Annotated in this window: 20 protein-coding genes; 11 read left to right on the forward strand and 9 right to left on the reverse strand. The window is 70.7% G+C overall.

Going from position 1 to position 21,860, the window contains the following annotated elements; genetic code table 11:
• The first annotated feature begins 306 nt into the window (after positions 1–306).
• The 7 genes from ccrA (at position 307) to pssA (ending at position 8,059) form a co-directional block, all read left to right on the forward strand.
• On the forward strand, positions 307–1,644 hold the full coding sequence (gene ccrA / locus ACWF79_RS12850; RefSeq protein WP_453728113.1) for a crotonyl-CoA carboxylase/reductase: 1,338 nt from the start codon (positions 307–309) through the stop codon (positions 1,642–1,644).
• 14 nt (positions 1,645–1,658) lie between these two features.
• Positions 1,659–3,671: a protein meaA gene (locus ACWF79_RS12855; RefSeq protein ID WP_453728114.1), complete on the forward strand. Its 2,013-nt coding sequence runs from the start codon at positions 1,659–1,661 to the stop codon at positions 3,669–3,671.
• Positions 3,668–4,627 carry an HpcH/HpaI aldolase/citrate lyase family protein gene (locus ACWF79_RS12860; protein ID WP_453728115.1) on the forward strand — a complete coding sequence of 320 codons (960 nt, stop codon included), beginning with the start codon at positions 3,668–3,670 and terminating at the stop codon, positions 4,625–4,627. Before ACWF79_RS12855 ends, ACWF79_RS12860 begins: the two co-directional genes overlap by 4 nt.
• Positions 4,628–4,632: 5 nt before the next feature.
• Positions 4,633–5,157 carry a MaoC family dehydratase gene (locus ACWF79_RS12865; RefSeq protein ID WP_361962995.1) on the forward strand — a complete coding sequence of 175 codons (525 nt, stop codon included), beginning with the start codon at positions 4,633–4,635 and terminating at the stop codon, positions 5,155–5,157.
• A 2-nt stretch (positions 5,158–5,159) separates the two neighbouring features.
• Entirely contained in the window at positions 5,160–6,365 is a 1,206-nt protein-coding gene (locus tag ACWF79_RS12870; protein WP_453728116.1) for an acyl-CoA dehydrogenase family protein, read from the forward strand.
• A gap of 169 nt (positions 6,366–6,534) precedes the next feature.
• The gene (locus ACWF79_RS12875; RefSeq protein WP_361962999.1) at positions 6,535–7,191 is read left to right on the forward strand and encodes a phosphatidylserine decarboxylase; all 657 of its coding nucleotides are present in this window, start codon (positions 6,535–6,537) and stop codon (positions 7,189–7,191) included.
• The gene (gene pssA, locus ACWF79_RS12880) at positions 7,184–8,059 is read left to right on the forward strand and encodes a CDP-diacylglycerol--serine O-phosphatidyltransferase (protein WP_453728249.1); all 876 of its coding nucleotides are present in this window, start codon (positions 7,184–7,186) and stop codon (positions 8,057–8,059) included. The genes ACWF79_RS12875 and pssA overlap by 8 nt, the downstream gene beginning before the upstream one ends.
• Before the next feature lie 69 nt (positions 8,060–8,128).
• On the opposite strand, the gene ACWF79_RS12885 is transcribed toward pssA, so the two are convergent.
• The 6 genes from ACWF79_RS12885 to ACWF79_RS12910 all read right to left on the reverse strand — a co-directional run bounded on the left by ACWF79_RS12885 (position 8,129) and on the right by ACWF79_RS12910 (position 13,628).
• Complete coding sequence (locus ACWF79_RS12885) at positions 8,129–8,671, reverse strand: N-acetyltransferase family protein (RefSeq protein ID WP_453728117.1); 543 nt, start codon at positions 8,669–8,671, stop codon at positions 8,129–8,131.
• A 99-nt stretch (positions 8,672–8,770) separates the two neighbouring features.
• Complete coding sequence (locus tag ACWF79_RS12890) at positions 8,771–10,045, reverse strand: ABC transporter substrate-binding protein (RefSeq protein ID WP_453728118.1); 1,275 nt, start codon at positions 10,043–10,045, stop codon at positions 8,771–8,773.
• Positions 10,042–11,145 carry a branched-chain amino acid ABC transporter permease gene (locus ACWF79_RS12895; protein WP_453728119.1) on the reverse strand — a complete coding sequence of 368 codons (1,104 nt, stop codon included), beginning with the start codon at positions 11,143–11,145 and terminating at the stop codon, positions 10,042–10,044. The genes ACWF79_RS12890 and ACWF79_RS12895 overlap by 4 nt, the downstream gene beginning before the upstream one ends.
• Positions 11,138–12,028, reverse strand: coding sequence for a branched-chain amino acid ABC transporter permease (locus ACWF79_RS12900; RefSeq protein WP_453728120.1), 891 nt, complete (start codon positions 12,026–12,028; stop codon positions 11,138–11,140). The genes ACWF79_RS12895 and ACWF79_RS12900 overlap by 8 nt, the downstream gene beginning before the upstream one ends.
• On the reverse strand, positions 12,025–12,813 hold the full coding sequence (locus ACWF79_RS12905; protein ID WP_453728121.1) for an ABC transporter ATP-binding protein: 789 nt from the start codon (positions 12,811–12,813) through the stop codon (positions 12,025–12,027). The genes ACWF79_RS12900 and ACWF79_RS12905 overlap by 4 nt, the downstream gene beginning before the upstream one ends.
• Complete coding sequence (locus tag ACWF79_RS12910; protein WP_453728122.1) at positions 12,810–13,628, reverse strand: ABC transporter ATP-binding protein; 819 nt, start codon at positions 13,626–13,628, stop codon at positions 12,810–12,812. The genes ACWF79_RS12905 and ACWF79_RS12910 overlap by 4 nt, the downstream gene beginning before the upstream one ends.
• Before the next feature lie 179 nt (positions 13,629–13,807).
• Between ACWF79_RS12910 and ACWF79_RS12915 the strand changes: the two genes are divergently transcribed.
• Positions 13,808–15,013, forward strand: coding sequence for a PucR family transcriptional regulator (locus tag ACWF79_RS12915; RefSeq protein ID WP_453728123.1), 1,206 nt, complete (start codon positions 13,808–13,810; stop codon positions 15,011–15,013).
• A 174-nt stretch (positions 15,014–15,187) separates the two neighbouring features.
• Here the strand turns inward: ACWF79_RS12915 and ACWF79_RS12920 are convergent, their stop codons facing one another.
• On the reverse strand, positions 15,188–16,342 hold the full coding sequence (locus tag ACWF79_RS12920; protein WP_453728124.1) for a glycerate kinase: 1,155 nt from the start codon (positions 16,340–16,342) through the stop codon (positions 15,188–15,190).
• 112 nt (positions 16,343–16,454) lie between these two features.
• On the opposite strand from ACWF79_RS12920, the gene ACWF79_RS12925 reads away from it, so the two are divergent.
• From ACWF79_RS12925 to ACWF79_RS12935, 3 genes are all read left to right on the forward strand, one after another.
• On the forward strand, positions 16,455–18,134 hold the full coding sequence (locus ACWF79_RS12925) for a BCCT family transporter (RefSeq protein ID WP_453728125.1): 1,680 nt from the start codon (positions 16,455–16,457) through the stop codon (positions 18,132–18,134).
• A gap of 115 nt (positions 18,135–18,249) precedes the next feature.
• The gene (locus tag ACWF79_RS12930; protein ID WP_453728126.1) at positions 18,250–19,323 is read left to right on the forward strand and encodes an ADP-ribosylglycohydrolase family protein; all 1,074 of its coding nucleotides are present in this window, start codon (positions 18,250–18,252) and stop codon (positions 19,321–19,323) included.
• Entirely contained in the window at positions 19,320–19,811 is a 492-nt protein-coding gene (locus ACWF79_RS12935; RefSeq protein ID WP_453728127.1) for an NUDIX domain-containing protein, read from the forward strand. Before ACWF79_RS12930 ends, ACWF79_RS12935 begins: the two co-directional genes overlap by 4 nt.
• A 10-nt stretch (positions 19,812–19,821) precedes the next feature.
• Here ACWF79_RS12935 and ACWF79_RS12940 read toward each other — a convergent pair whose 3' ends face one another.
• On the reverse strand, positions 19,822–20,238 hold the full coding sequence (locus ACWF79_RS12940; protein WP_453728128.1) for a universal stress protein: 417 nt from the start codon (positions 20,236–20,238) through the stop codon (positions 19,822–19,824).
• 1 nt (position 20,239) lies between these two features.
• Positions 20,240–21,766, reverse strand: a complete 1,527-nt coding sequence (locus tag ACWF79_RS12945; RefSeq protein ID WP_453728129.1) for an APC family permease — start codon at positions 21,764–21,766, stop codon at positions 20,240–20,242.
• Between the last annotated feature and the right edge of the window lie 94 nt (positions 21,767–21,860).

A 21,860-nucleotide genomic window follows, 5' to 3' on the forward strand; every position in this document is an offset into this window, starting at 1 on the left:
ACCTTCGATCGATCATCGCTCATGTGTGACCGGCGGATTGCATATGAGTGAAATTGTTGGCACGCAGTGCCTTGTCAGGTGACACGCGGTGCCATACGTTGATGTTGTCCGGGCGGTCGGCGCGCAGAGGTCTCCTCGTGCGCCGGCTGTCCCCACAAGCGATCGTGATTGTGCGCCCGGACGCCTGCGTCACAGGCAACGTCGAAAAGCGCCCACCCGGCGCAGCCACCGCTCCACCCGCCGAACCGACGGCACACCTCCACCGCAGTAACTCCCCCTGACGTAACGCACCGCCGGAGGCACCCCGTGAAGGACATCCTGGACGCGATCCAGTCCCCGGACTCCACGTCCTCGGACTTCGCCAACATCAAGCTTCCCGAGTCGTACCGCGCCGTGACCGTCCACAAGGACGAGACCGAGATCTTCGCGGGCCTCGAGAGCCGCGAGAAGGACCCGCGCAAGTCGCTCCACGTCGACGACGTGCCGCTCCCCGAGCTCGGCCCGGGCGAGGCCCTGGTGGCCGTCATGGCCAGCTCCGTGAACTACAACTCGGTCTGGACCTCGATCTTCGAGCCGGTGTCGACCTTCGGCTTCCTGGAGCGCTACGGCCGGCTCAGCGACCTCAGCAAGCGCCACGACCTGCCGTACCACATCATCGGCTCCGACCTCGCGGGCGTCGTGCTGCGCACCGGCCCGGGCGTGAACTCCTGGAAGCCCGGCGACGAGGTCGTCGCGCACTGCCTCTCGGTCGAACTGGAGTCCTCGGACGGCCACAACGACACGATGCTCGACCCCGAGCAGCGCATCTGGGGCTTCGAGACCAACTTCGGCGGTCTGGCGGAGATCGCGCTCGTCAAGTCCAACCAGCTGATGCCGAAGCCCGACCACCTGAGCTGGGAGGAGGCGGCGTCGCCCGGACTGGTGAACTCCACCGCGTACCGCCAGCTGGTCTCCCGTAACGGCGCCGGCATGAAGCAGGGCGACAACGTCCTGATCTGGGGCGCGAGCGGCGGACTCGGCTCGTACGCCACGCAGTTCGCGCTGGCCGGCGGCGCCAACCCGATCTGTGTCGTCTCCTCCCCCGAGAAGGCCGACATCTGCCGGTCGATGGGCGCCGAGGCGGTCATCGACCGCAACGCCGAGGGCTACAAGTTCTGGAAGGACGAGCACACCCAGGACCCCAAGGAGTGGAAGCGCTTCGGCAAGCGCATCCGCGAGCTCACCGGCGGCGAGGACATCGACATCGTCTTCGAGCACCCGGGCCGCGAGACGTTCGGCGCCTCCGTCTACGTCACGCGCAAGGGCGGCACGATCACCACCTGCGCCTCGACCTCGGGCTACATGCACGAGTACGACAACCGCTACCTGTGGATGTCCCTGAAGCGGATCATCGGCTCCCACTTCGCCAACTACCGCGAGGCCTGGGAGGCCAACCGCCTGATCGCCAAGGGCAAGATCCACCCCACGCTCTCCAAGGTCTACTCCCTGGAGGAGACCGGCCAGGCCGCCTACGACGTCCACCGCAACCTCCACCAGGGCAAGGTCGGCGTCCTCGCCCTCGCGCCCGAGGAGGGCCTGGGCGTGCGCGACCCGGAGATGCGCGCGAAGCACATCGACGCCATCAACCGCTTCCGCAACATCTGAGACCGGGACCGCACATGACAGAGCGTCAGAAGGACCGGCCGTGGCTCATGCGGACCTACGCCGGTCACTCGACCGCCGAGGCGTCCAACGAGCTGTACCGGCGCAACCTCGCCAAGGGTCAGACCGGCCTGTCGGTCGCGTTCGACCTCCCGACGCAGACCGGCTACGACCCCGACCACATCCTCGCCCGCGGCGAGGTCGGCCGGGTCGGGGTCCCGGTCTCGCACCTCGGTGACATGCGCCGTCTGTTCCAGGACATCCCCCTGGAGCAGATGAACACCTCGATGACCATCAACGCCACGGCGATGTGGCTCCTGGCGCTCTACCAGGTGGTCGCCGAGGAGCAGGGCGCGGACGTCACCAGGCTCCAGGGCACCACCCAGAACGACATCGTGAAGGAGTACCTGTCGCGCGGGACGCACGTCTTCCCGCCCGGCCCTTCGCTCCGCCTCACGACGGACATGATCACCTACACGGTGAACCACATCCCGAAGTGGAACCCGATCAACATCTGCAGCTACCACCTGCAGGAGGCGGGGGCCACTCCGGTCCAGGAGATCTCGTACGCGATGTCCACCGCGATCGCGGTGCTCGACGCGGTCCGGGACTCCGGCCAGGTCCCGGCGGACCGCTTCGGCGAGGTCGTCGCCCGTATCTCCTTCTTCGTGAACGCGGGCGTCCGCTTCATCGAGGAGATGTGCAAGATGCGCGCCTTCGGCCGCATCTGGGACCGGATCACCCGCGAGCGGTACGGCATCGAGAACGAGAAGCAGCGCCGGTTCCGTTACGGGGTGCAGGTCAACTCGCTCGGTCTGACCGAGGCGCAGCCGGAGAACAACGTCCAGCGGATCGTCCTGGAGATGCTGGCCGTCACCCTCTCCAAGGACGCACGCGCGCGCGCCGTCCAGCTGCCCGCCTGGAACGAGGCGCTCGGGCTGCCCCGCCCCTGGGACCAGCAGTGGTCGCTCCGTATCCAGCAGGTCCTGGCTCACGAGTCGGACCTGCTGGAGTACGAGGACATCTTCGCCGGCTCGCACGTCATCGAGGCCAAGGTCGACTCGCTCGTCGAGGAGTGCCTGGCCGAGATCGAGCGGATCCAGCAGATGGGCGGTGCGATGGCCGCCGTCGAGTCCGGCTACCTCAAGTCGCAGCTGGTCTCCTCGCACGCCGAGCGGCGCGCCCGGATCGAGGCCGGTGACGAGAAGATCGTCGGCGTCAACATCTACGAGACGACCGAGGAGAACCCGCTCACCGCGGACCTCGACACGGCGATCATGACGGTCGACCCGGCGAACGAGGCCAAGGTCGTCGCGGGGCTCCACGAGTGGCGGGACAACCGCGACGAGAACCGTGCCCAGGAGTCGCTGGCGGCGCTCAAGGCGACGGCGGCCGGCGAGGGGAACCTCTTCGCCGCCACCCTGGAGTGCGCGCGCGCCGGTGTCACGACCGGCGAGTGGTCCTGGGCGCTGCGGGACGTCTTCGGCGAGTTCCGCGCCCCCACGGGCGTCTCCTCGGCCCCGGTCGCGGTGACGGCCGAGGAGGGCACCCCGCTGGCTCTCGTACGGGAGAAGGTGGCGAAGACGGCCGCAGAGCTGGGCGCCGGCCGGCTGCGGCTCCTGGTCGGCAAGCCGGGCCTGGACGGGCACTCCAACGGGGCCGAGCAGATCGCCGTACGCGCGCGTGACGCCGGTTTCGAAGTGGTCTACCAGGGGATCCGGCTGACGCCCGAGCAGATCGTCGACGCGGCCCTCGCGGAGGACGTGCACTGCGTCGGCCTCTCGATCCTCTCCGGCTCGCACGCCGAGCTGGTGCCGGACGTCCTGGACCGCCTCCGGGAGGCGGGCGCGCAGGACATCCCGGTCATCGTCGGCGGGATCATCCCGAACGCCGACGGCGTAGAACTGAAGCGCGCGGGTGTGGCCGCCGTCTTCACGCCGAAGGACTTCGGCATCACCGAGATCATCGGCCGTATCGTCGACGAGATCCGGAAAGCGAACAAGCTCGACCCCCTGGAGGTCCCCGCATGACTGTGAACCGTCTCCGCCCGCGTCGCTCGTGCCTGGCGGTCCCCGGCTCCAACCCGCGCTTCCTGGAGAAGGCCCAGGGGCTCCCCGCCGACCAGGTCTTCCTGGACCTGGAGGACGCCTGCGCGCCGCTCGCCAAGCCCGACGCCCGGCACACGATCGTGAAGTTCCTCAACGAGGGCGACTGGACCGGCAAGACGCGGGTCGTGCGGGTCAACGACTGGACGACCCACTGGACGTACCGTGACGTCGTCACCGTCGTCGAGGGCGCGGGGCAGAACCTCGACTGCATCATGCTGCCGAAGGTCCAGGACGCCCAGCAGATCGTGGCGCTCGACCTGCTCCTGACGCAGATCGAGAAGACGATGGGCTTCGAGGTCGGCAAGATCGGCATCGAGGCGCAGATCGAGAACGCCCAGGGCCTGAACAACGTCAACGCCATCGCGCAGGCCTCGCCGCGCGTGGAGACGATCATCTTCGGCCCGGCCGACTTCATGGCCTCCATCAACATGAAGTCCCTGGTCGTCGGCGAGCAGCCGCCCGGCTACCCGGCGGACGCCTACCACCACATCCTGATGAGCATCCTGATGGCCGCCCGCGCCAACAACCTCCAGGCGATCGACGGCCCCTACCTGCAGATCCGCAACCAGGAGGGCTACAAGGCGGTCGCACAGCGCGCCGCCGCCCTCGGTTTCGACGGCAAGTGGGTGCTCCACCCGGACCAGGTCGCCGCCGCGAACGAGATCTTCTCGCCGTCGCAGGAGGACTACGACCACGCCGAGCTGATCCTGGACGCGTACGACTACTACACCTCCGAGGCCGGCGGGAAGAAGGGCTCGGCCATGCTCGGCGACGAGATGATCGACGAGGCCTCCCGCAAGATGGCCCTGGTCATCTCCGGCAAGGGCCGCGCCGCCGGCATGAAGCGCACCAGCTCGTTCGAGATCCCGGAGGCCTGAGTCCCATGCAGTTCGGCCGCACCTACGAAGAGTTCGAAGTCGGAGCCGTCTACAAGCACTGGCCCGGAAAGACGGTCACCGAGTACGACGACCACCTCTTCTGTCTGCTGACGATGAACCACCATCCGCTGCACATGGATGTGAACTACGCCGAGAACACGACGGACTTCGGCAAGAACGTCGTCGTCGGCAACTACATCTACTCGCTGCTGCTCGGCATGTCCGTGCCGGACGTCTCGGGCAAGGCGATCGCCAACCTGGAGATCGAGTCGCTGCGCCATGTGGCGCCGACCTTCCACGGCGACACCATCTACGGCGAGACCACGGTCCTCGACAAGACCCCGTCGAAGTCGAAGAACGACCGCGGGATCGTGTACGTGGAGACCAAGGGCTACAAGCAGGACGGCACCCTCGTGTGCGTCTTCCGCCGCAAGGTGATGGTGCCCACCGAGACGTACATCAAGGAGCGCGGCGGCGAGCAGCCCGGCCGCCCCACGCTGATCGAGCCCTCCAAGAAGACGGAGAAGTAGCCATGGCCCGACTCGCCCAGACCGCCGGGCTCACGGACGTCCAGCAGGAGATCCTCAAGACCGTCCGGGAGTTCGTCGACAAGGAGATCATCCCGGTCGCGACCGAGCTGGAGCACCGTGACGAGTACCCGCAGCAGATCGTGGACGGGCTGAAGGAGCTCGGTCTCTTCGGTCTGATGATCCCCGAGGAGTACGGGGGCCTGGGTGAGTCGCTGCTCACCTACGCGCTGTGCGTGGAGGAGATCGCGCGTGGCTGGATGTCGGTCTCCGGCATCATCAACACGCACTTCATCGTGGCGTACATGCTCAAGCAGCACGGCACCCAGGAGCAGAAGGACTACTTCCTGCCCCGGATGGCGGCCGGCGAGACGCGTGGCGCGTTCTCGATGTCGGAGCCGGGCCTCGGCTCCGATGTGTCGGCCATCACGTCGAAGGCCGTCCAGGACGGCGACGAGTACGTCCTCAACGGCCAGAAGATGTGGCTGACGAACGGCGGAACGTCAACGCTGGTCGCCGTTCTCGTCCGAAGTGACGAAGGACACCCCGAGGGCACGGCGCCCCACAAGTCGATGACGACCTTCCTCGTCGAGAAGGAGCCCGGCTTCGGAGAGGTCCGCCCCGGCCTCACCATCCCGGGGAAGATCGACAAGATGGGTTACAAGGGCGTCGACACGACCGAACTCATCATGGACGGACTGCGCATTCCGGCCAATCGGGTCCTCGGCGGGGTAACCGGCCGAGGGTTTTACCAAATGATGGACGGCGTGGAGGTCGGCCGCGTGAATGTCGCGGCGCGTGGCTGCGGCGTCGCTCAGCGTGCCTTCGAACTGGGTGTCTCGTATGCCCAGCAACGTCACACTTTCGGCAAGGCGATCGCCCAGCACCAGGCGATTCAGTTCAAGCTGGCCGAGATGGCTACCAAGGTCGAGGCCGCTCATGCCATGATGGTGAACGCAGCACGCAAAAAGGACTCCGGGGAACGAAACGACCTCGAAGCAGGGATGGCGAAGTACCTCGCCTCCGAATACTGCAAGGAAGTCGTGGAGGACGCCTTCCGTATCCATGGCGGATACGGGTTCTCGAAGGAGTACGAGATCGAGCGCCTCTACCGCGAGGCGCCGATGCTGCTCATCGGTGAAGGTACCGCCGAGATCCAGAAAATGATCATCGGTCGCCGGCTCCTCGAGGAGTACCGATTCCAGGGTTGATTGTCGCTTTTGAGTCGGTTCGGCCGCGAAGAAGATCACACCCTGTGTTCGTCTTCCGGCCGCCGACTCGGCTTCTGGCTTACCCAGTTGCGGCCCGCAACCGATAGCATCGTTTGAAAGCCGCCGTCCCCCGTTGCCAGTGCGGCATCATCCGCTACGAAGGTCATCCATGCCCCACAGCCAAACCTCTGCACCTCGCGACAGCCTCTCCGGCGTACGTATCGCACGCGGAGCATCGCCGTGGCTTCTGCCGACCGTCGCCACCGCGGCGCTGAGCCTCGTGCGTGCGCGCAAGTCTCGGCGTGCCGCGGCCATCGCCGTGCCCACCACCGCTCTGGCGGCGGGCATGCTGTGGTTCTTCCGCGACCCCGAGCGCGAGATCGCTCAGGGCCGGGTCATCTCCCCCGCCGACGGTGTGGTGCAGAGCATCATGCCGTGGAAGGACGGACGCACCCGGGTCGCCATCTTCATGAGCCCGCTGAACGTCCACGTCAACCGCGCGCCGCTGGCCGGCACGGTGACGTCCGTGGAGCACGTCCCCGGCGGGTTCGTCCCGGCGTTCAACAAGGAGAGCGAGAACAACGAGCGCGTTGTCTGGCACTTCGACACCGAGCTCGGTGACATCGAGATGGTGCAGATCGCCGGTGCCGTCGCCCGGCGCATCGTGCCGTACATCCCCCAGGGGACGAAGGTCGAGCAGGGCGAGCGCATCGGTCTGATCCGTTTCGGGTCGCGCGTTGACATCTACCTTCCGGAAGGTGTCGACGTCGCCGTCGAGGTCGGTCAGACCACGACCGCGGGGGTGACTCGCATTGACCGTGATTGATCCCGACACCCGGGCGGCCGACTGGGCCGCCGACGCGGACGCGGAGGACGCCGAAGAGGCCGAGGAGATGCCGCTGTCGCTGAGGCTGTCCATAGCGGACGCCCTCACGCTCGGTAACGCGACGTGTGGATTCATGGCGGTGTACTTCACCACCACCGGCATCCTCATCCCGCACCTCACCGGCAGCACGGAGACCGGCATGGCGCGCAACAGCGCCGCCACCGCCGTGATCCTGATGCTGGCCGCGGCGATCTTCGACCTGTTCGACGGCATCGTGGCGCGCAAGCTGCGCTCGTCGCCGATGGGCGCCGAGCTCGACAACCTGTCGGACCTGATCAGCTTCGGTCTGGCCCCGGCCTACTTCGTACTCGTGTACGGCATGGTCGCGGATGACGCGCAGCAGAAGGTCTCGGCGGTGGCCGCGATCGTGGTGCTGCTCGCGGTGGTGCTGCGGCTGGCGAGATTCTCGTGCGTGACGATGAAGGACGGGATGTTCCAGGGCATGCCGAGCCCCTTCGGCGCGCTGACGGTCGTCTCGATCGTGCTCCTTGAGCTGCCGTTCATCCCGACGCTCCTCGCGATCATCGGTGTCGCCTGGCTGATGGTGAGCCGGGTCGAGTACCCGAAGCCGCGGGGCATCCTCGCGGTGGCGATGCTCAGCTGGATCGTGGGCGCGATGGGCATGCTGGCGGCCTGGGCGTTCGACGCTCCGGGCGGGCAGCTCCTGCTGCAGACCGGCTGCGCGCTGCAGGTGGTGCTGGGCGCCGTGATCCCCCTCTTCGCGACGGCCCGGCGAGTGAACACCTTCCGGGACAACCGCCGCGAGAGCCGTGAGGCCCGCCAGGCGGAGGCGGCGCAGCTGCCGTAAGCGGGAGATGTACGTGTACGACGAAGGGCCCGGTGCTTTCGAGCGCCGGGCCCTTCGTCGTGTCCGGGATCAGGGCAGGCGCTTGTAGTAGAGCGTGGTGGGGCGGAGGGTGCCCGTGGGGTCGGCGGCGAAGTCCGGGATCGTGCCGGCCGGTGTCCACCCCGCCTTGCGGTAGAGGCCCTCGGCGGGGCTGTCGGTCTGGGTGTCCAGGACCAGGAGCGTGAGGCCCTCGCGCGCGGCGTGCGCCTCGGTCGCCTCGAGCAGACGGGCGCCCAGGCCACGGCCGCGGGCGGCGTGGTGGACGATCAGCCGGGCGACCTCGCCGCGGTGGCGGCCGTTCGGCTTGTCGGTCCGGACGAGCGTGACGGCCCCGCGGATCTCGCCCTGGGGGCCGAGGGCCGCCCAGACGTCCCGTACGCCCCGCTCCGCCTCGTCGGCGACGCCCTGCCACCAGCGGGAGGCCTCGGCCGGGTCCAGGGGCGCGAGGAAGCCCAGGGAGGCGCCGCCGTCGACGGCGTCCACGAGGAGGGCGGCGAGGCCGCCCCGCGCATGGGCGCGGATCCGGGCGGGGTCGAGTCGGTCGATGGCGGTCACGGGGGCGTGCGTGTTCATGGGCCCGAGCTTCACACTGCCTTGTTTCCGGGAGGTGACGTGCCGGAGCCCCGCCGCGCGGGGGTGCGCGGCGGGGCGATCCGTACGGGTGCGGCCGGGTCAGCCGACCTTCGGGGTGAACTCCTTCGCCGCGTCGGAGACGAAGGGCTCACGGACCGCGCGCATGCCGCCGGGGACGGTCTTGTCGGGCTGGATGATGACCGACTCGCGGGACGAGGGGGCCTTCGGGTCGGTGAAGTCGTGCTTCATGCCGAAGCCGAGGTCGACGTCCTTCAGGGTCAGCAGCGCCTTGTCGACGCCCTCACGGGTGAGGTCCTTGGAGGCGCAGGCCTTCTTCAGGGCCTCGCCGAAGACGCTGGCGGCCGTCCAGCCGGCGACGATGCCGTTGTCGAGGCTGTCGCTCGGGTAGGCGGCCTTGTAGTCGGCGGCGACCTTCTTCGCCGCGGGCGTGTCCGCGCCGATCGGCAGGCTCGGCGAGGCGAACCAGTACATCTTCTCCAGCGCGGGACCGGCCTGGGTGCCCAGGAGCTGAGGGGAGAAGGCCGAGTTGTTGCCGACGACCGGCACCTGGAGCTTGGTCGCGGCCGCGACGCCGACCAGGGAGGCGGCCTGGCGCGGGCCCGCGCTGATGACGATGCCCTTGACGCCCGCCTGCTTGAGCGCGGCGACCTGCGCCGACATGTCGTTGTCGGTGGGCTTGATCTTCTGCTCGACGACCGTCAGGCCCGCCTTCTCGGCCGCGTGCTTCGAGCCCGCGAGCGCGTTCTCGCCGTAGTCGCCCTCGAAGTAGACGTGGCCGAGCTTGTCGCCCGCCTTCAGGCCCTTCTCCTTCACCAGGAAGTCGACGGCGTTGATCGTCTCGACGTCGTACGTGGAGCCCAGGACGCGGATGTACGGGGAGCCGAGCAGCGAGGCGGACCAGGCCTGGGGCAGCACGAGCCCCTTGTCCTGGCCGTCGACGCGCTGCTTGACGGCGGCGACGAACGGGGAGCCGATGAACTGGGTGTAGCCGACGACCTTCGGCTCCAGCTCGGTGTACGCGGAGAGTGCCTTCTGCGGGTCGTAGCCGTGGTCGCGGACCGTCAGTTCCAGCTGGCGGCCGCAGATCCCGCCGGCCGCGTTGACCTGCTTGATGTACAGCTGCTGCGCCTGGGTGACGCTCTTGCCGAGGGTGGCGTACACACCGGTCATGTCGGTGAGCGCGCCGAGCGTGATGGTCGTGTCGGTGACGCCCTTGCCGGCCTTCACCCCGCCCGCGCCGGTGCCCTTGTCGTCGCCGCTCTTGGCCTTGGAGCTGCAGCCGGCGGCGGTCAGGGCGACGAGGGTGGCGAGCGTGAAGGCCAGGGTTCTGGACGTCGGTCGTCGGTGGGTCATCGTTCCTCCCCAGAGGAGTGCGAGGGTTGGGTCGTTCGCTTGGGTCTGCGGGCGGCCAGGCGGACCAGGCCTCCGGGCAGGAAGAGCACCACCGCGACGACGGCGGCGCCGTAGAGGTAGCGCGCGGCCTCCCCCGGCGCGATCCCACCGGTCCCGGGGGCGGAGACCAGAGGGAGCGCGTCGCTGTACCGGTTGAGGAGCTGCGGCAGGAGGGAGACGAAGACGCCTCCGATCACCGCGCCGGCGACCGAGCCGAGACCGCCGATGACGATCATGGCCAGGTACTCGAGGGAGAGCAGCATGCCGAAGTACTCCGGCACGGTCCGCTGGAAGACCAGCGCGAGGAGCACGCCCGCCAGACCCGCGTACATGGACGACAGGACGAAGACGGAGGCGCGGTAGCGGGCCACGGGGATGCCCATGACGCCCGCGGCGATCCGGTGGTCCCGGATGGCGTTCATGGCGCGGCCGGGGCGGCCGCGCAGGACCCCGCGGGCGAACAGGGCGCCCGCGAGCAGGAGGACGAGCCCGAGGTACCAGAGCTTCTCGGCGGAGCCGAACGGCACCTGGGCGACGAGGAGTTCGCTGTCGTCGAAGGTGATCCCGAAGAGGCTGAGCGGGGGCACCGCGCGGCCGTTGAAGCCGCCGGTGAGGTCGTGCGCGTTGAACAGGACGTGCTGGCCGATGAAGATCAGCGCGAGGGTGGCGATACCGAGGTACGCGCCGCGCAGCCGGCCCGCGATGGGGCTGAACAACCCGCCCGCGAGGCCCGCGAGGACCACGGCGAGGACGGCCGCGAGCCAGCCGGGCAGTCCGAGTCCGGTGAGGCCGTCGGTCCCGTCCCCGGCGAACGCGCAGTAGCCGTAGGCGCCGACGGCGAGGAAGAAGGCGTGGCCCATGGAGAGCTGGCCGGTGGCGCCGGTCAGCAGGTTGATGCCGATGGCGCCGATCGCGGCGGCCATCGCGAAGAGGCCGGCCTGGAGCCAGAAGCGGTCCAGGTAGAAGGGGAAGGCGGCGAGGACGAGGCCGGCGACGGCCCAGCCGTAGACACGCGGCCGCGCGAGGGAGGCGGCGGCCCGGGGTGCGAGGGTCTCAGACACGGGCCAGCTCCTTCGTACCGAAGAGTCCGGCCGGACGGATCAGCAGGACCGCGACCATCACCAGGTACGGGGCGAGGTCGCCGATGCCCCGGCCGAGGAAGGTCAGATCGCCCTGGTAGCCGGTGGCGAGGGATTCGGTGACGCCGACCAGGAGGCCGCCGACGAGGGCGCCGGTGGTGGAGTCGAGGCCGCCGAGGATGGCGGCGGGGAAGGCCTTCATCGCGGCGAACGAGGTGGAGCGTTCCAGGCCCGGGGTGGGGAAGACGGTGAGGAAGAGCGCGGCGACGGCGGCGAGTCCGCCGGCCACCGCCCAGGCGCCGAGCGAGACGCGGCCGAGCCGGATGCCCATGAGGGCGGCGGTCTCCTGGTTCTCGGCGGCGGCGCGCATGGCGACGCCCCAGGAGGTGTACCGGAAGGTCAGCAGGAACGCCGTGATGAGCAGGGCCGCGACGAGGAACGCCGCGATCCGGGTCTCCGCGATCGTGACCGGGCCGAAGGTGAGGACGGCGTCGCCCCACGGGTCGCCGAGCGAGAGGATGTCGGTGCCGATGCGGCGGGTCAGCTCGGTGGCGAGCAGGATGTCGACGCCGATGGTGACGATGGCGAGGACGCTGTGGTCGGAACCCCGGTAGCGGCGCATGACGAGGAACTCGACGGCCGCGCCGACGGCCGCCGCCCCCGCGATGCCGACCGCGAGGGCGGGCCAGAAGCCGAGACGATCGTGGAGGACCGCGGTGAAGTAACCGCCCGCGAGCAGCAGGGAGGCGTGGGCGAAGTTGACGACCTCGGTGGCGCGGAAGATCACCACGAAGCCGAGGGCGATGAGGGCGTAGATCGAGCCCAACGAGACGCCGTTGAGCAGGAGTTCGGCGAAGGTGGTCACTCGGCGGTCTCCTCTCCGAGATAGGCGCGGACGACCGCCGGGTCGTTCTGTACGTCGCCGGGGGCGCCGTCGGCGATCCGGCGGCCGAAGTCGAGGACGGTGACGGCGTCGGCGAGCCGCATCACCACTCCCATGTCGTGCTCGACGAGGACGATGGAGATCCCGAGGCTGTCGCGGACCCCGGCGATGACGGCGGCGGTACGGCGCCGCTCGTCGGCGGTCATGCCGGCCACGGGTTCGTCGAGGAGAAGCAGCTGGGGCTCCATGCAGAGCGCGCGGGCGAGTTCGGCCAGCTTCTGCTGGCCGTACGGGAGCGAACCCGCGGGCTGCGCGAGCTGCTTCTCCAGGCCGACGAAGGCGGCGATCTCGCGGACGCGGGCGCGGTGGCGGGCGTCCTCGCGGGCGGCGGACGGCAGCCGGAGCCCGGCGGCGAGGAAGCCGGTGCGGGTGAGCCGGTGGCGGCCGAGCATCAGGCTGTCCTCGACGGTGGCGCGGGGCGGCAGCGCGAGGTTCTGGAAGATGCGGGCGACACCGAGCTCGGCGATCTTGTGCGGGGGCAGGGTGGTGAGGTCGTGCTCGCCGAAGCGGACACTGCCGGAGGTGGCTCTGTAGACGCCCGAGAGCACGTTGAAGCAGGTGGACTTGCCGGCGCCGTTGGGTCCGATGACGGCGTGGACGGTGCCGGGGCGGACGGTGAAGGAGACGGCGTCGAGGGCGGTGAGCCCGGCGAAGCGGACGGTGACGTCACGTACTTCCAGGGCGGGCACGCGGAGCTGCTCGCTCATCGGGTCTCCTCCCAGCGGGGCAGGACCGGGTGGGCGGTGGTGGCGATCGCCGCGTCGGCGGCGGCGTCCTCGTCCACGACGCCCAGGTAGCGGCGGCGGACCTCGTCGGAGGCGGCGAGCTCGGCGGCCGGGCCGGAGAGGGTGACCTCGCCGACCTCCAGGACGTACGCCCGGGTGGCGAGCCGCAGCGCGAGCGCCGCGTTCTGTTCGACGAGGAGCACGGCGGTCCCCTGGGCGTTGATCTCACGGATCGTGTCGGCGATCCGGGCGGCCATCAGCGGGGCGAGGCCCAGCGAGGGCTCGTCCAGGAGCAGCAGCTTCGGTGAGGCCATCAGGGCGCGGCCGACGGCGAGCATCTGCTGCTCGCCGCCGGAGAGGAGTCCGGCGCGCTGGTGGGATCGTTCGGCGAGGACGGGGAAGAGTTCGTGGACCCGTTTCAGGGCCGCCGCCTTCTCCGCTCGGTCGCCGCTCGCGCCGAGCGCCCCGGCGCGCAGGTTGTCCTCGACGGTCATCCGTGCGAAGACCTGCCGTCCCTCCGGCACCTGGGAGACCCCGGCGGCGACGACCCGGTCGGGGGCGAGCCCGCCGATCGGGCGCCCGCCGAAGGTCACCGTGCCGGAGGTGACGGCTCCGCCGTGGAACGACAGTGTGCGCGAGACGGCGCGCAGCAGCGTGGACTTGCCCGCTCCGTTGCCGCCGAGGACGGTGACGACTCCGCCTTCCGGCACGGTGAGCGACACCTGCCTCAGCGCGCGTACCGGTCCGTATCCCGCCGACAGGTCCGCTACCTCGAGGGCGAGTGCGGTCCCTCCCATGGCTCCCCTTCCGTGGCCCGTTCAGTGGCGCTCACCCCAGCACCGCGGTGCCCGTCCGTCCACGTGCGGCGGCCGAAACGCTGCCGGTGACCAGCGGGCGCGGCGGTGGCTTGTGCACGCGCACAACACCGCGTGTCAGGGGCCTGTCGGGAAGGGGCCCGGGGTGGCATCCTCCGGGCATGGGACGGCGCAGACCGCGGACCGGCGATGACTGGAAGCTGCTGGCGCAGGCGTGCACGGCGCTTCTGGAGCGACTGCCGGAGCTGGTGGACGAGCATCTGAGGGAGCTGCACGAGTACGAGCCGGCGTACGGCCGGATCGTGCCCTACGACCAGCACTGGCGGGAGGCGCACGAGGCGATGCGGATCGGGATCGAGATGATCTCGGCGCCGCGTGACTCGCCCCGGCGGGATCTGCAGCACGCGGACGAGGTGGGGCGGCGGCGGGCCGAGCAGGGCATGCCGCTGGAGCTGCTCGTGCACGCGTACCGGCAGGCCGGGCAGCTGGTGTGGGACGCGCTGATCGAGGACGCGTCGGCGTTCCCGCCGCGGCTCGCCGCGCTGACGCAGTCGGCGACGATCATCTGGTCGGCGGTGAACGCGCAGGCGGACACGGCGACGGAGGCGTACCGGGCGACGGAGCTGGAGCTGCGACGGCGTACCGACGAGCAGCTCCAGGCGCTCCTGGACGCGCTGCTCCAGGGGCAGCGGTCGCCGGAGGTCACGTCACGGGCGGCGGCGGGCCTGGACCTGCCGGAGCACGGGCGGTACGCGGTGGTGGTGCTGCGGCACGACCGCCGGGAGGTGCCGGAGCCGTTCCACCGGCGGGTGCAGGGGGCGGGGGTGCGGTTCCTGTGGCGGATGGGCGCGGACTGCGAGATCGGGGTGGTGTCGCTGGCGGAGGGCACGGGTCTGGACGCGCTGTCGGAGCTTCTTGAGGGGCGGTGCCCGGGGCCGGGCGGGATCAGCCCGGTGGTGACGGGGCTCGCGGAGCTGGGCCGGGCGCGGCGGCTCGCGGAGCTGGCGTTGCGGACGAGTCCGCCGGACTCGCGTTCGATCGTGCGGCTGGACCGGCGGATGGCGGGCGCGCTGGTCGTGGGGCAGCCGGAGCTGGCGGGGCTGCTGGTGGCGGATGTGCTGGGGGCGTTGCTGGAACTGGATCCGGCGGATCGGGCGATCCTGCTGGAGACGTTGGACGTGTGGCTGGACTGCGAGGGTTCGGCGGGGCGGGCGGCGTCCCGTCTGTACTGTCACCGGAACACGGTCTTCAACCGCCTGCGCCGCTTGGAGCAGCTGACGTCGAGGTCCTTGTCCCGCCCGAGGGACCTGACGGAGATGACCCTGGCCCTGGACGCGTTCCGCCTGACGGGGGCGACGACGGGGTGAGGGGGCGGGCCGGGGGCCGGGGGCCGGCGTGGGGCGGGGGCCGGGCGCGGGGCCGGGGCGGGCGCGGCTCTGAACGAACTCCCCCGCCCCACCCCTTCCCGAAACCCTGCCGGGGACTGCTCCTCGAACGGCGCCCTCGCGGGCCGTCCGACCCGCCCGCGAGGATCCCGCCCGCTACGCCAGGTGGTCCCGGGCGATCGTCGACGCGACCTCCTCCAGGAGGGGGCCCGCGTTGGGCATGGACTTGGCGGGGTCGGGTTCGAGGGCCGAGAGGGGGTAGGCGCGGCGGATGCCGGCCGCCGTGAGGGCCTCCTCCGACAGGGCCAGGCGGCCGCAGACCGCGACGACCTCCTTGCCCGCCGCCCGCGCCGCCGCCGCGACGCCTGCCGGGGCCTTGCCGTGCAGGGTCTGCTCGTCGAGCGAGCCCTCGCCGGTGATGACGAGCGTGGCCCGGTCGAGGGCCGGGGCGAAGCCGAGGACGTCGAGCATCAGCTCGATGCCGGGGCGGAAGCTCGCGTCCAGGCCGACGAGCGCCCCGTACCCGATGCCGCCCGCGCCGCCCGCGCCCGGCGCGACCGCGCACTCCGCGGCCTTGGGACCGATGGCCTTCTCCAGGACCGTGACGAAGTGCGCCAGCGCCGCGTCCAGCGTCTGGACGTCCTCCGGGGTCGCGCCCTTCTGCGGGCCGTAGACCGCCGGCGCGCCCTTCGGGCCGGTCAGCGGGTTGTCCACGTCGCTCGCCAGGATCAGGTCCACCGAGGCGAAGCGCGGGTCGAGGCCCGACAGGTCCGCGGTCGCGAGGGACGCCAGCGCCGCTCCGCCCGGGCCCACGGGGTCACCCTCCGCGTCCAGGAAGACCGCGCCCAGCGCGGCCAGCATCCCGGCGCCGCCGTCCGTCGTCGCGCTTCCGCCGACGCCGAAGACGATCGTCGTCGCGCCCGCGTCCAGCGCCGCCCGCAGCAGCTCGCCCGAGCCGTACGTCGTCGCCGTCAGAGGGGCGAACACGCCCTTCGGCAGCAGCTGAAGGCCCGAGGCCTCCGCCATCTCCACCACGGCCGTCGTGCCGCGCAGCGCGAACGCCGCCGTCACCGAGTCGCCGACAGGTCCGGTCACCCGAACCTCACGGCGTTCGAAACCGGCCGCCACCGCGGCCGCGACCGTACCGTCGCCGCCGTCCGCAACCGGCAGGGTCTCCACTTCCAGCTCCGGGACGACCCGTCGCAGACCTGCTGTGACCCGCTCCGCGACCTGTACGGCCGTGAGCGAGCCCTTGAACTTGTCGGCCGCGACGAGTACGCGTGCGACCTCAGTTACTGCTCCGTCCGTCACCTTGCATCCCTTGCTTTCGAACGTGCAGTCGCGCCGAGGCCGACCCTATCCGCACCCCCAGACGGCGTGCCACCCCCTGATAAGGCGAAATTCCGCACCATAGTGGGTCCATATGAGCACGGAATCGGATCCGATCGATCAGAAGTCCCCCGACGTCACGGTCGTGGGCATCGGCGGGGCGGCGGTCGTCGCGATGGTCGCGTGGGCGGCCCTCGGCAAGGACTCCTTCGACAGCGCCTCCTCCTCCGCCCTCGGCTGGGTCCTGGACAACTTCGCCTGGCTGTTCGTGATCGCCGCCGATACGTTCCTCGTGCTCTGCGTGGTGATCGCCTTCAGCCGCTACGGACGGATCCGGCTCGGCCCCGACGACGCGGAGCCCGAGTTCACCAATCTCGCCTGGATCGCGATGATGTTCAGCGCGGGCATGGGGATCGGCCTGATGTTCTACGGCGTCGCCGAGCCGCTCCAGCACTACCTCGCGCCGCCCCCGGCCAGCGGCACCCTGCCCGGCACCGGCGGGGCCGCCCGTACGGCCATGGAGTACTCGTTCTTCCACTGGACGCTCACCCCGTGGGCCATCTACGGCATCGCCGGCCTCTCCCTGGCCTACGCGGGCTTCCGCAAGGGCCGTGGCAGCCGGCTGAGCTCCGCGTTCGTCCCGCTGATCGGGGCCCGGCGGGCCGCGGGATGGCAGGGCCGGGCGATCGACCTGCTGGCCGTCTTCGCCACGGTCTTCGGCACGGCGACCAGCCTCGGCGTCGGCGCGCTCCAGGTCTCCAAGGGCCTGAACCTGACGATGGACGTCGAGGACTCCACCGCGACCCAGCTGATCATCATCGCCTCCCTCTCCGCCGCGTTCGTCCTGTCGGCGTTCTCGGGGCTGCACAAGGGCGTGAAGTGGCTGTCGACGGTCAACATCGTGCTCGCCGCGTGCCTGATGCTCTTCGTCTTCCTCCTCGGACCGACGGTCTACATCCTGGACACGATCCCCGCCTCCGTGGGCGGCTACCTGCACCAGCTGCTGCCGATGGCGAGCCGTACGGGCGCGTTCAGCGACTCCGCCTGGCTGGGCGCGTGGACGATCTTCTACTGGGCGTGGTGGCTGTCCTGGGCACCGTTCGTCGGCACGTTCATCGCCCGGATCTCGCGGGGCCGCACGATCCGGGAGTTCCTCGTCGGGGTGCTGCTCGTGCCGAGCGGGGCGACGGTCGTCTGGTTCTGCGTGATGGGCGGTACGGCCATCCGGCTGGAGTCGACCGGCGCCGCCGATCTGGCGGGCGCGGTGAAGGACGGTGCGGAGGCCTCGCTCTTCGCGATGCTGGACGCGCTGCCGATCGGCACGGTGACGTCGGTGATCGCGATGATTCTGGTGATGACGTACTTCGTCACCAGCGCCGACTCGGCGTCGCTGGTGATGGGCTCGCTGACGAGCCGGGGGTCGCTGCACCCGCCGACGTGGCTGGTGGTGACCTGGGGCATCCTCATGGCGGCGGTCGCCGCGGTGCTGCTGGTGGCCGGCGGGCTGAACTCGCTGCAGACGGCGACGATCCTGGTGGCTCTGCCGTTCGTGATCGTGATGCTGGGGCTGTGCTGGGCCCTGCTGAAAGAGCTGCGCGAGGACCCCGGGGCGGGCCCCGCCCGGCACCACGCGCTGCACGGCGTACGGGACGCGGTGCGGGCGATGGTCGGCGAGGCGATGACGGAGCAGGGCGCCTCCCGCCATCACCGCCTGCGGCGCGTGGCGAAGTCCCGCAGCGACCCGGACGAGGAGCAGCCGGGCGGCGGCAGCTGACCCACGGCCGCCGCCCCGCGGTCCCGGCCTCACGCGGGCGCCGACGCGGGCGCGGCCACCGGTTCCCCGGCGTGTTCGGGCGGCCCCTGGGGATGCGGGCCGGTAGACCGGACGTATGGCGATCAGGCACGGCGAACTCGGTGACCGCATCCTCGGCGGCTGGACCGGACGGATCGCCGGGAACATGCTCGGCAAGCCCGTCGAGCGCGGCGACCTGTGGACACCCGCACTCATCGACCGGTATCTGCGCGCGACGGACGCGCTCCCGCTCACCGACTACCTGCCCCCGCCGCCGCCCGACGCCCAGGCGCAGGGGTTCGAACTGCGGCCCGAGTGGCCGCAGTGCGTGCGCGGCCGGATCCAGGGGAGCTGCCGGGACGACGACGTCGACTACTCGATCCTCGGCCTGCACCTCCTGGAGACCCGGGGATTCGCCTTCACGACCGAGCAGGTGGGCGAGGTCTGGCTGCTGCGGCTGCCGTACCTCCAGACCTTCACCGCCGAACGGACCGCCTACCGCAACCTCGCCAACGGGCTGAAGCCGCCGCTCACCGCGACGTACGACAACCCGCACCAGGAGTGGATCGGCGCGCTGATCCGGGCCGACGTCTACGGCTGGACCTCCCCGGGCGACCCCCGTCGCGCCGCCTCGCTCGCCCGCCGCGACGCGGTCCTCTCCCACACGGGCAACGGGGTGTACGGCGCGATGTGGGCGGCCGCCCTGATCGCCGCCGCGTTCACCGCGCCGGACGTCCGCACCGCGCTGGAGACGGCGCTTGAGCGCGTCCCCGCCGGCAGCCGGCTGGCACGGACCGTCCGGCACACGATCGCGCTGCACGAGTCGGGGGTGGAGTGGTCCGACGCCCTTGCCGAACTCGCGGAACGGACGGCCGGCCTGGGCTGGATCCACACCGTCCCCAACGCGGCGGTCCTCACGGCCGGACTGCTCTACGGCGGCGGTGACTTCACCGCCACCATCGCCCTGACCGTCCGGGGCGGCCTGGACACCGACTCCAACGGGGCGACGGCCGGCTCGGTGGCCGGGGTGATGTGCGGGGCGGCCGCGATCCCGCCGCAGTGGTCGGAGCCGCTGCGGGACCAGGTGCGCAGCGCGGTGTTCGGCTTCGACCAGGTGCGGATCGGCGAGCTGGCCGAGCGGACTCTGCGACTGGCTACGCTGACCGCATGACGACCACCGACTACACCGCGTACATCGCCGGCCTGCCCAAGGTGCTCGCCGGTGCCGCCGCGCTCTTCCGGGACGCCGCGGGCCGCGTCCTGATCGTCGAGCCGAACTACCGGGAGGGCTGGACGCTGCCCGGCGGCACGATCGAGTCCGACGCGGGTGAGACGCCCCGTCAGGCGGCGCGCCGCGAGACGGCCGAGGAGATCGGCCTGGACGTGGAGCTGGGGACGCTGCTCGCGGTCGACTGGTCGCACGGCACCGGGCGGCCGCCGATCGTGGCGTACATCTACGACGGCGGGGTGCTGGCGGACGAGCGGTTCGCCGCGATCCGGCTCCAGGAGGAGGAGCTGCTCTCCTGGAAGCTCATCGACCCCGCCGAGGTGACCGACCATCTCGTGGGCTCGCTGGGCCTGCGGGTGGTCGCGGCCCTCGACGTCCTCGCGCGGGGCGCGGGCCCGGTGGAGCTGGAGAACGGCCTCCCGGTCCGCTGAGCGCCGATCCTCATTCCTCGGGCGGTACGCACAGCACGGGGACGCGCGACATGTGCAGCAGCTTGTGGGGCGTCGAGCCAAGGAGCGCGCCCCGCATCGGGCTCTCGCCCCAGCTGCCGACCACGATGACGCGGGCGGCGTGGCGCTCCGCCGCGTCGATCAGGGCCTGTGCCGGCTTCTCGTCGATCACCTCGACGACGGTCGGCACGCCCGCCCGGTCGGCCTCGGTGACCGCGTGCTCGAGACCCTGCCGTCCGGCCTCACGAATGGCCTCGACGTGGGACGCGTACTCCTCGCCGGTGGGTCCGGGGGCCGCCGCCCCGTAGACCAGCACGAGCGTCTCGTCGAAGGCGGCGGCCACCTCGACCGCGATCCGCAACGCGCGGGCGGCGCCCGGGGATTCGTCGTAGCCCAGGACGACCGACATCTCAGGGCTCCGTTCCGGGCGGCGGGGGGCCGTGGATCAGCCGGGGGTCGACCACGCTCGGGCGCTCACGCCAGTACACCGGGGACCGCAGACGCCACACGAGCATGACGATCACGCCGGTGAGGGCGATGCCGATGCCGATGACGAGCGGCGGGCCGAGGCCGAACCACGAGATGCCGCTGTAGGAGTTCTCGGGGTCGGACATGTCGGCGACCGACCTGACGAGAAGCCACGTCAGCAGTCCCGCGCCGACCAGCGGGCCGAGGCCGATCAGCAGGAAGTTGTGGACGCTCTCCAGGAGGTGGCGGCGGTAGTACACCGCGCAGGCGATGCCCGTGAGCGCGTAGTAGAAGGCGATCAGCAGCGAGAGCGCGGTGAGCGAGTCGAAGAGGGCGTTGCTGCTGATCTGGTTGACCACGAGGTACCAGCCGATGGCGATGCCGGCGACCCACCACGTACTGACGTCAGGGGTACGGAAGCGCGGACTGATGTGCCCGTAGTGCGCGGGCAGCGCGCGGCGGCGCGCCATGGACAGCGCGGTGCGCGAGGCGGGGATGATGGTGGTCTGCGTGGAGGCGATCGCCGAGGTGGCGACGGCGAGCAGCAGGATCCAGTCCCAGCCGCCGAGGACGTCCCCGGCGAGCAGGGCGAAGATGAACTCCTCCTCCTCGGCGTTCTCCGCCAGGAACGCGGGCCCGGCGTAGGCCACGACCGCGAAGCCGACGGACACGTACGTCACGAGCAGGATGACCGTCGACCAGATCCCGGCCTTGCCGGGGGCGGTCGCGGAGTCCCTGACCTCCTCGGTGAGGTTGACGGCCGACTCCCAGCCCCAGTAGATGAAGACGCCCAGGAGCAGCCCGCCGGTCAGCGCGGCGCCACCGGCGCCGAAGGGGTTGAGCCAGCTGAGGGAGGGCTCGGCCGAATCGTACGCGCTCGTGCCGGCGTAGACGCTGTGGAGCGCGACGCCCACGAAGATCAGCAGGCAGGCGACCTGCGCCAGGATGAGGACGTTCTGCACCTTGGCGGACAGCTCGGTGCCGATGACGCAGATGGCCGTCATCGCGAGGATGAGCAGCACGGTGAGCAGCTGGCGTACGAAGGTGTTCTCCACCCAGCCGTCGAGGCCGACGGCGAGCAGCGCGAAGCTCACGGCCACGTCGGCGAGGGAGCCGACGACCAGGACTCCGGTCATCGCGATGGCCCAGCCGCCGAGCCAGCCGGCCCAGGGGCCCATGGCGCGGGTGACCCAGGAGAAGGTCGTGCCGCAGTCTTGGTCGACCTTGTTCAGGTAGTAGAACGCCGACGCGATGAGCAGCATCGGCACGAAGGACGCGAACATCACGCCGGGCGCGTAGATCCCGGCCAGCGCGACGACGGGGCCGATCACGGCCGCGAGGGAGTAGGCGGGGGAGGTCGAGTTGAGCCCGATGACGAGGGCGTCGACGAAGCCGATGGCGTTCGCCTTCAGCCCCGCGGGTCGCCCGGCGGGGCCGACATCTTCGGCGGCGGCGTCTTCTGCGGCCATGGTCCCTCGCCCCGGTCGAGCCCAGACAGAACAGGGAGACGTACGTCTTCATCGTAAGAAGGCCCGGACCGCATCGCATGCGCGGTCGCCGCTC

The sequence above is a fragment of the Streptomyces sp. NPDC054975 genome (assembly GCF_053609105.1).

Excerpts from the sequence above, each read along its gene's own strand:
- ACWF79_RS12855 (WP_453728114.1), top strand. The coding sequence starts at position 1,659 with ATGACAGAGCGTCAGAAGGACCGGCCGTGGCTCATGCGGACCTACGCC.
- ACWF79_RS12860 (WP_453728115.1), top strand. The coding sequence starts at position 3,668 with ATGACTGTGAACCGTCTCCGCCCGCGTCGCTCGTGCCTGGCGGTCCCC.
- ACWF79_RS12865 (WP_361962995.1), top strand. The coding sequence starts at position 4,633 with ATGCAGTTCGGCCGCACCTACGAAGAGTTCGAAGTCGGAGCCGTCTAC.
- ACWF79_RS12870 (WP_453728116.1), top strand. The coding sequence starts at position 5,160 with ATGGCCCGACTCGCCCAGACCGCCGGGCTCACGGACGTCCAGCAGGAG.
- ACWF79_RS12875 (WP_361962999.1), top strand. The coding sequence starts at position 6,535 with ATGCCCCACAGCCAAACCTCTGCACCTCGCGACAGCCTCTCCGGCGTA.
- ACWF79_RS12885 (WP_453728117.1), bottom strand. The coding sequence starts at position 8,671 with ATGAACACGCACGCCCCCGTGACCGCCATCGACCGACTCGACCCCGCC.
- ACWF79_RS12890 (WP_453728118.1), bottom strand. The coding sequence starts at position 10,045 with ATGACCCACCGACGACCGACGTCCAGAACCCTGGCCTTCACGCTCGCC.
- ACWF79_RS12905 (WP_453728121.1), bottom strand. The coding sequence starts at position 12,813 with ATGAGCGAGCAGCTCCGCGTGCCCGCCCTGGAAGTACGTGACGTCACC.
- ACWF79_RS12910 (WP_453728122.1), bottom strand. The coding sequence starts at position 13,628 with ATGGGAGGGACCGCACTCGCCCTCGAGGTAGCGGACCTGTCGGCGGGA.
- ACWF79_RS12915 (WP_453728123.1), top strand. The coding sequence starts at position 13,808 with ATGGGACGGCGCAGACCGCGGACCGGCGATGACTGGAAGCTGCTGGCG.
- ACWF79_RS12925 (WP_453728125.1), top strand. The coding sequence starts at position 16,455 with ATGAGCACGGAATCGGATCCGATCGATCAGAAGTCCCCCGACGTCACG.
- ACWF79_RS12930 (WP_453728126.1), top strand. The coding sequence starts at position 18,250 with ATGGCGATCAGGCACGGCGAACTCGGTGACCGCATCCTCGGCGGCTGG.
- ACWF79_RS12935 (WP_453728127.1), top strand. The coding sequence starts at position 19,320 with ATGACGACCACCGACTACACCGCGTACATCGCCGGCCTGCCCAAGGTG.
- ACWF79_RS12940 (WP_453728128.1), bottom strand. The coding sequence starts at position 20,238 with ATGTCGGTCGTCCTGGGCTACGACGAATCCCCGGGCGCCGCCCGCGCG.
- ACWF79_RS12945 (WP_453728129.1), bottom strand. The coding sequence starts at position 21,766 with ATGGCCGCAGAAGACGCCGCCGCCGAAGATGTCGGCCCCGCCGGGCGA.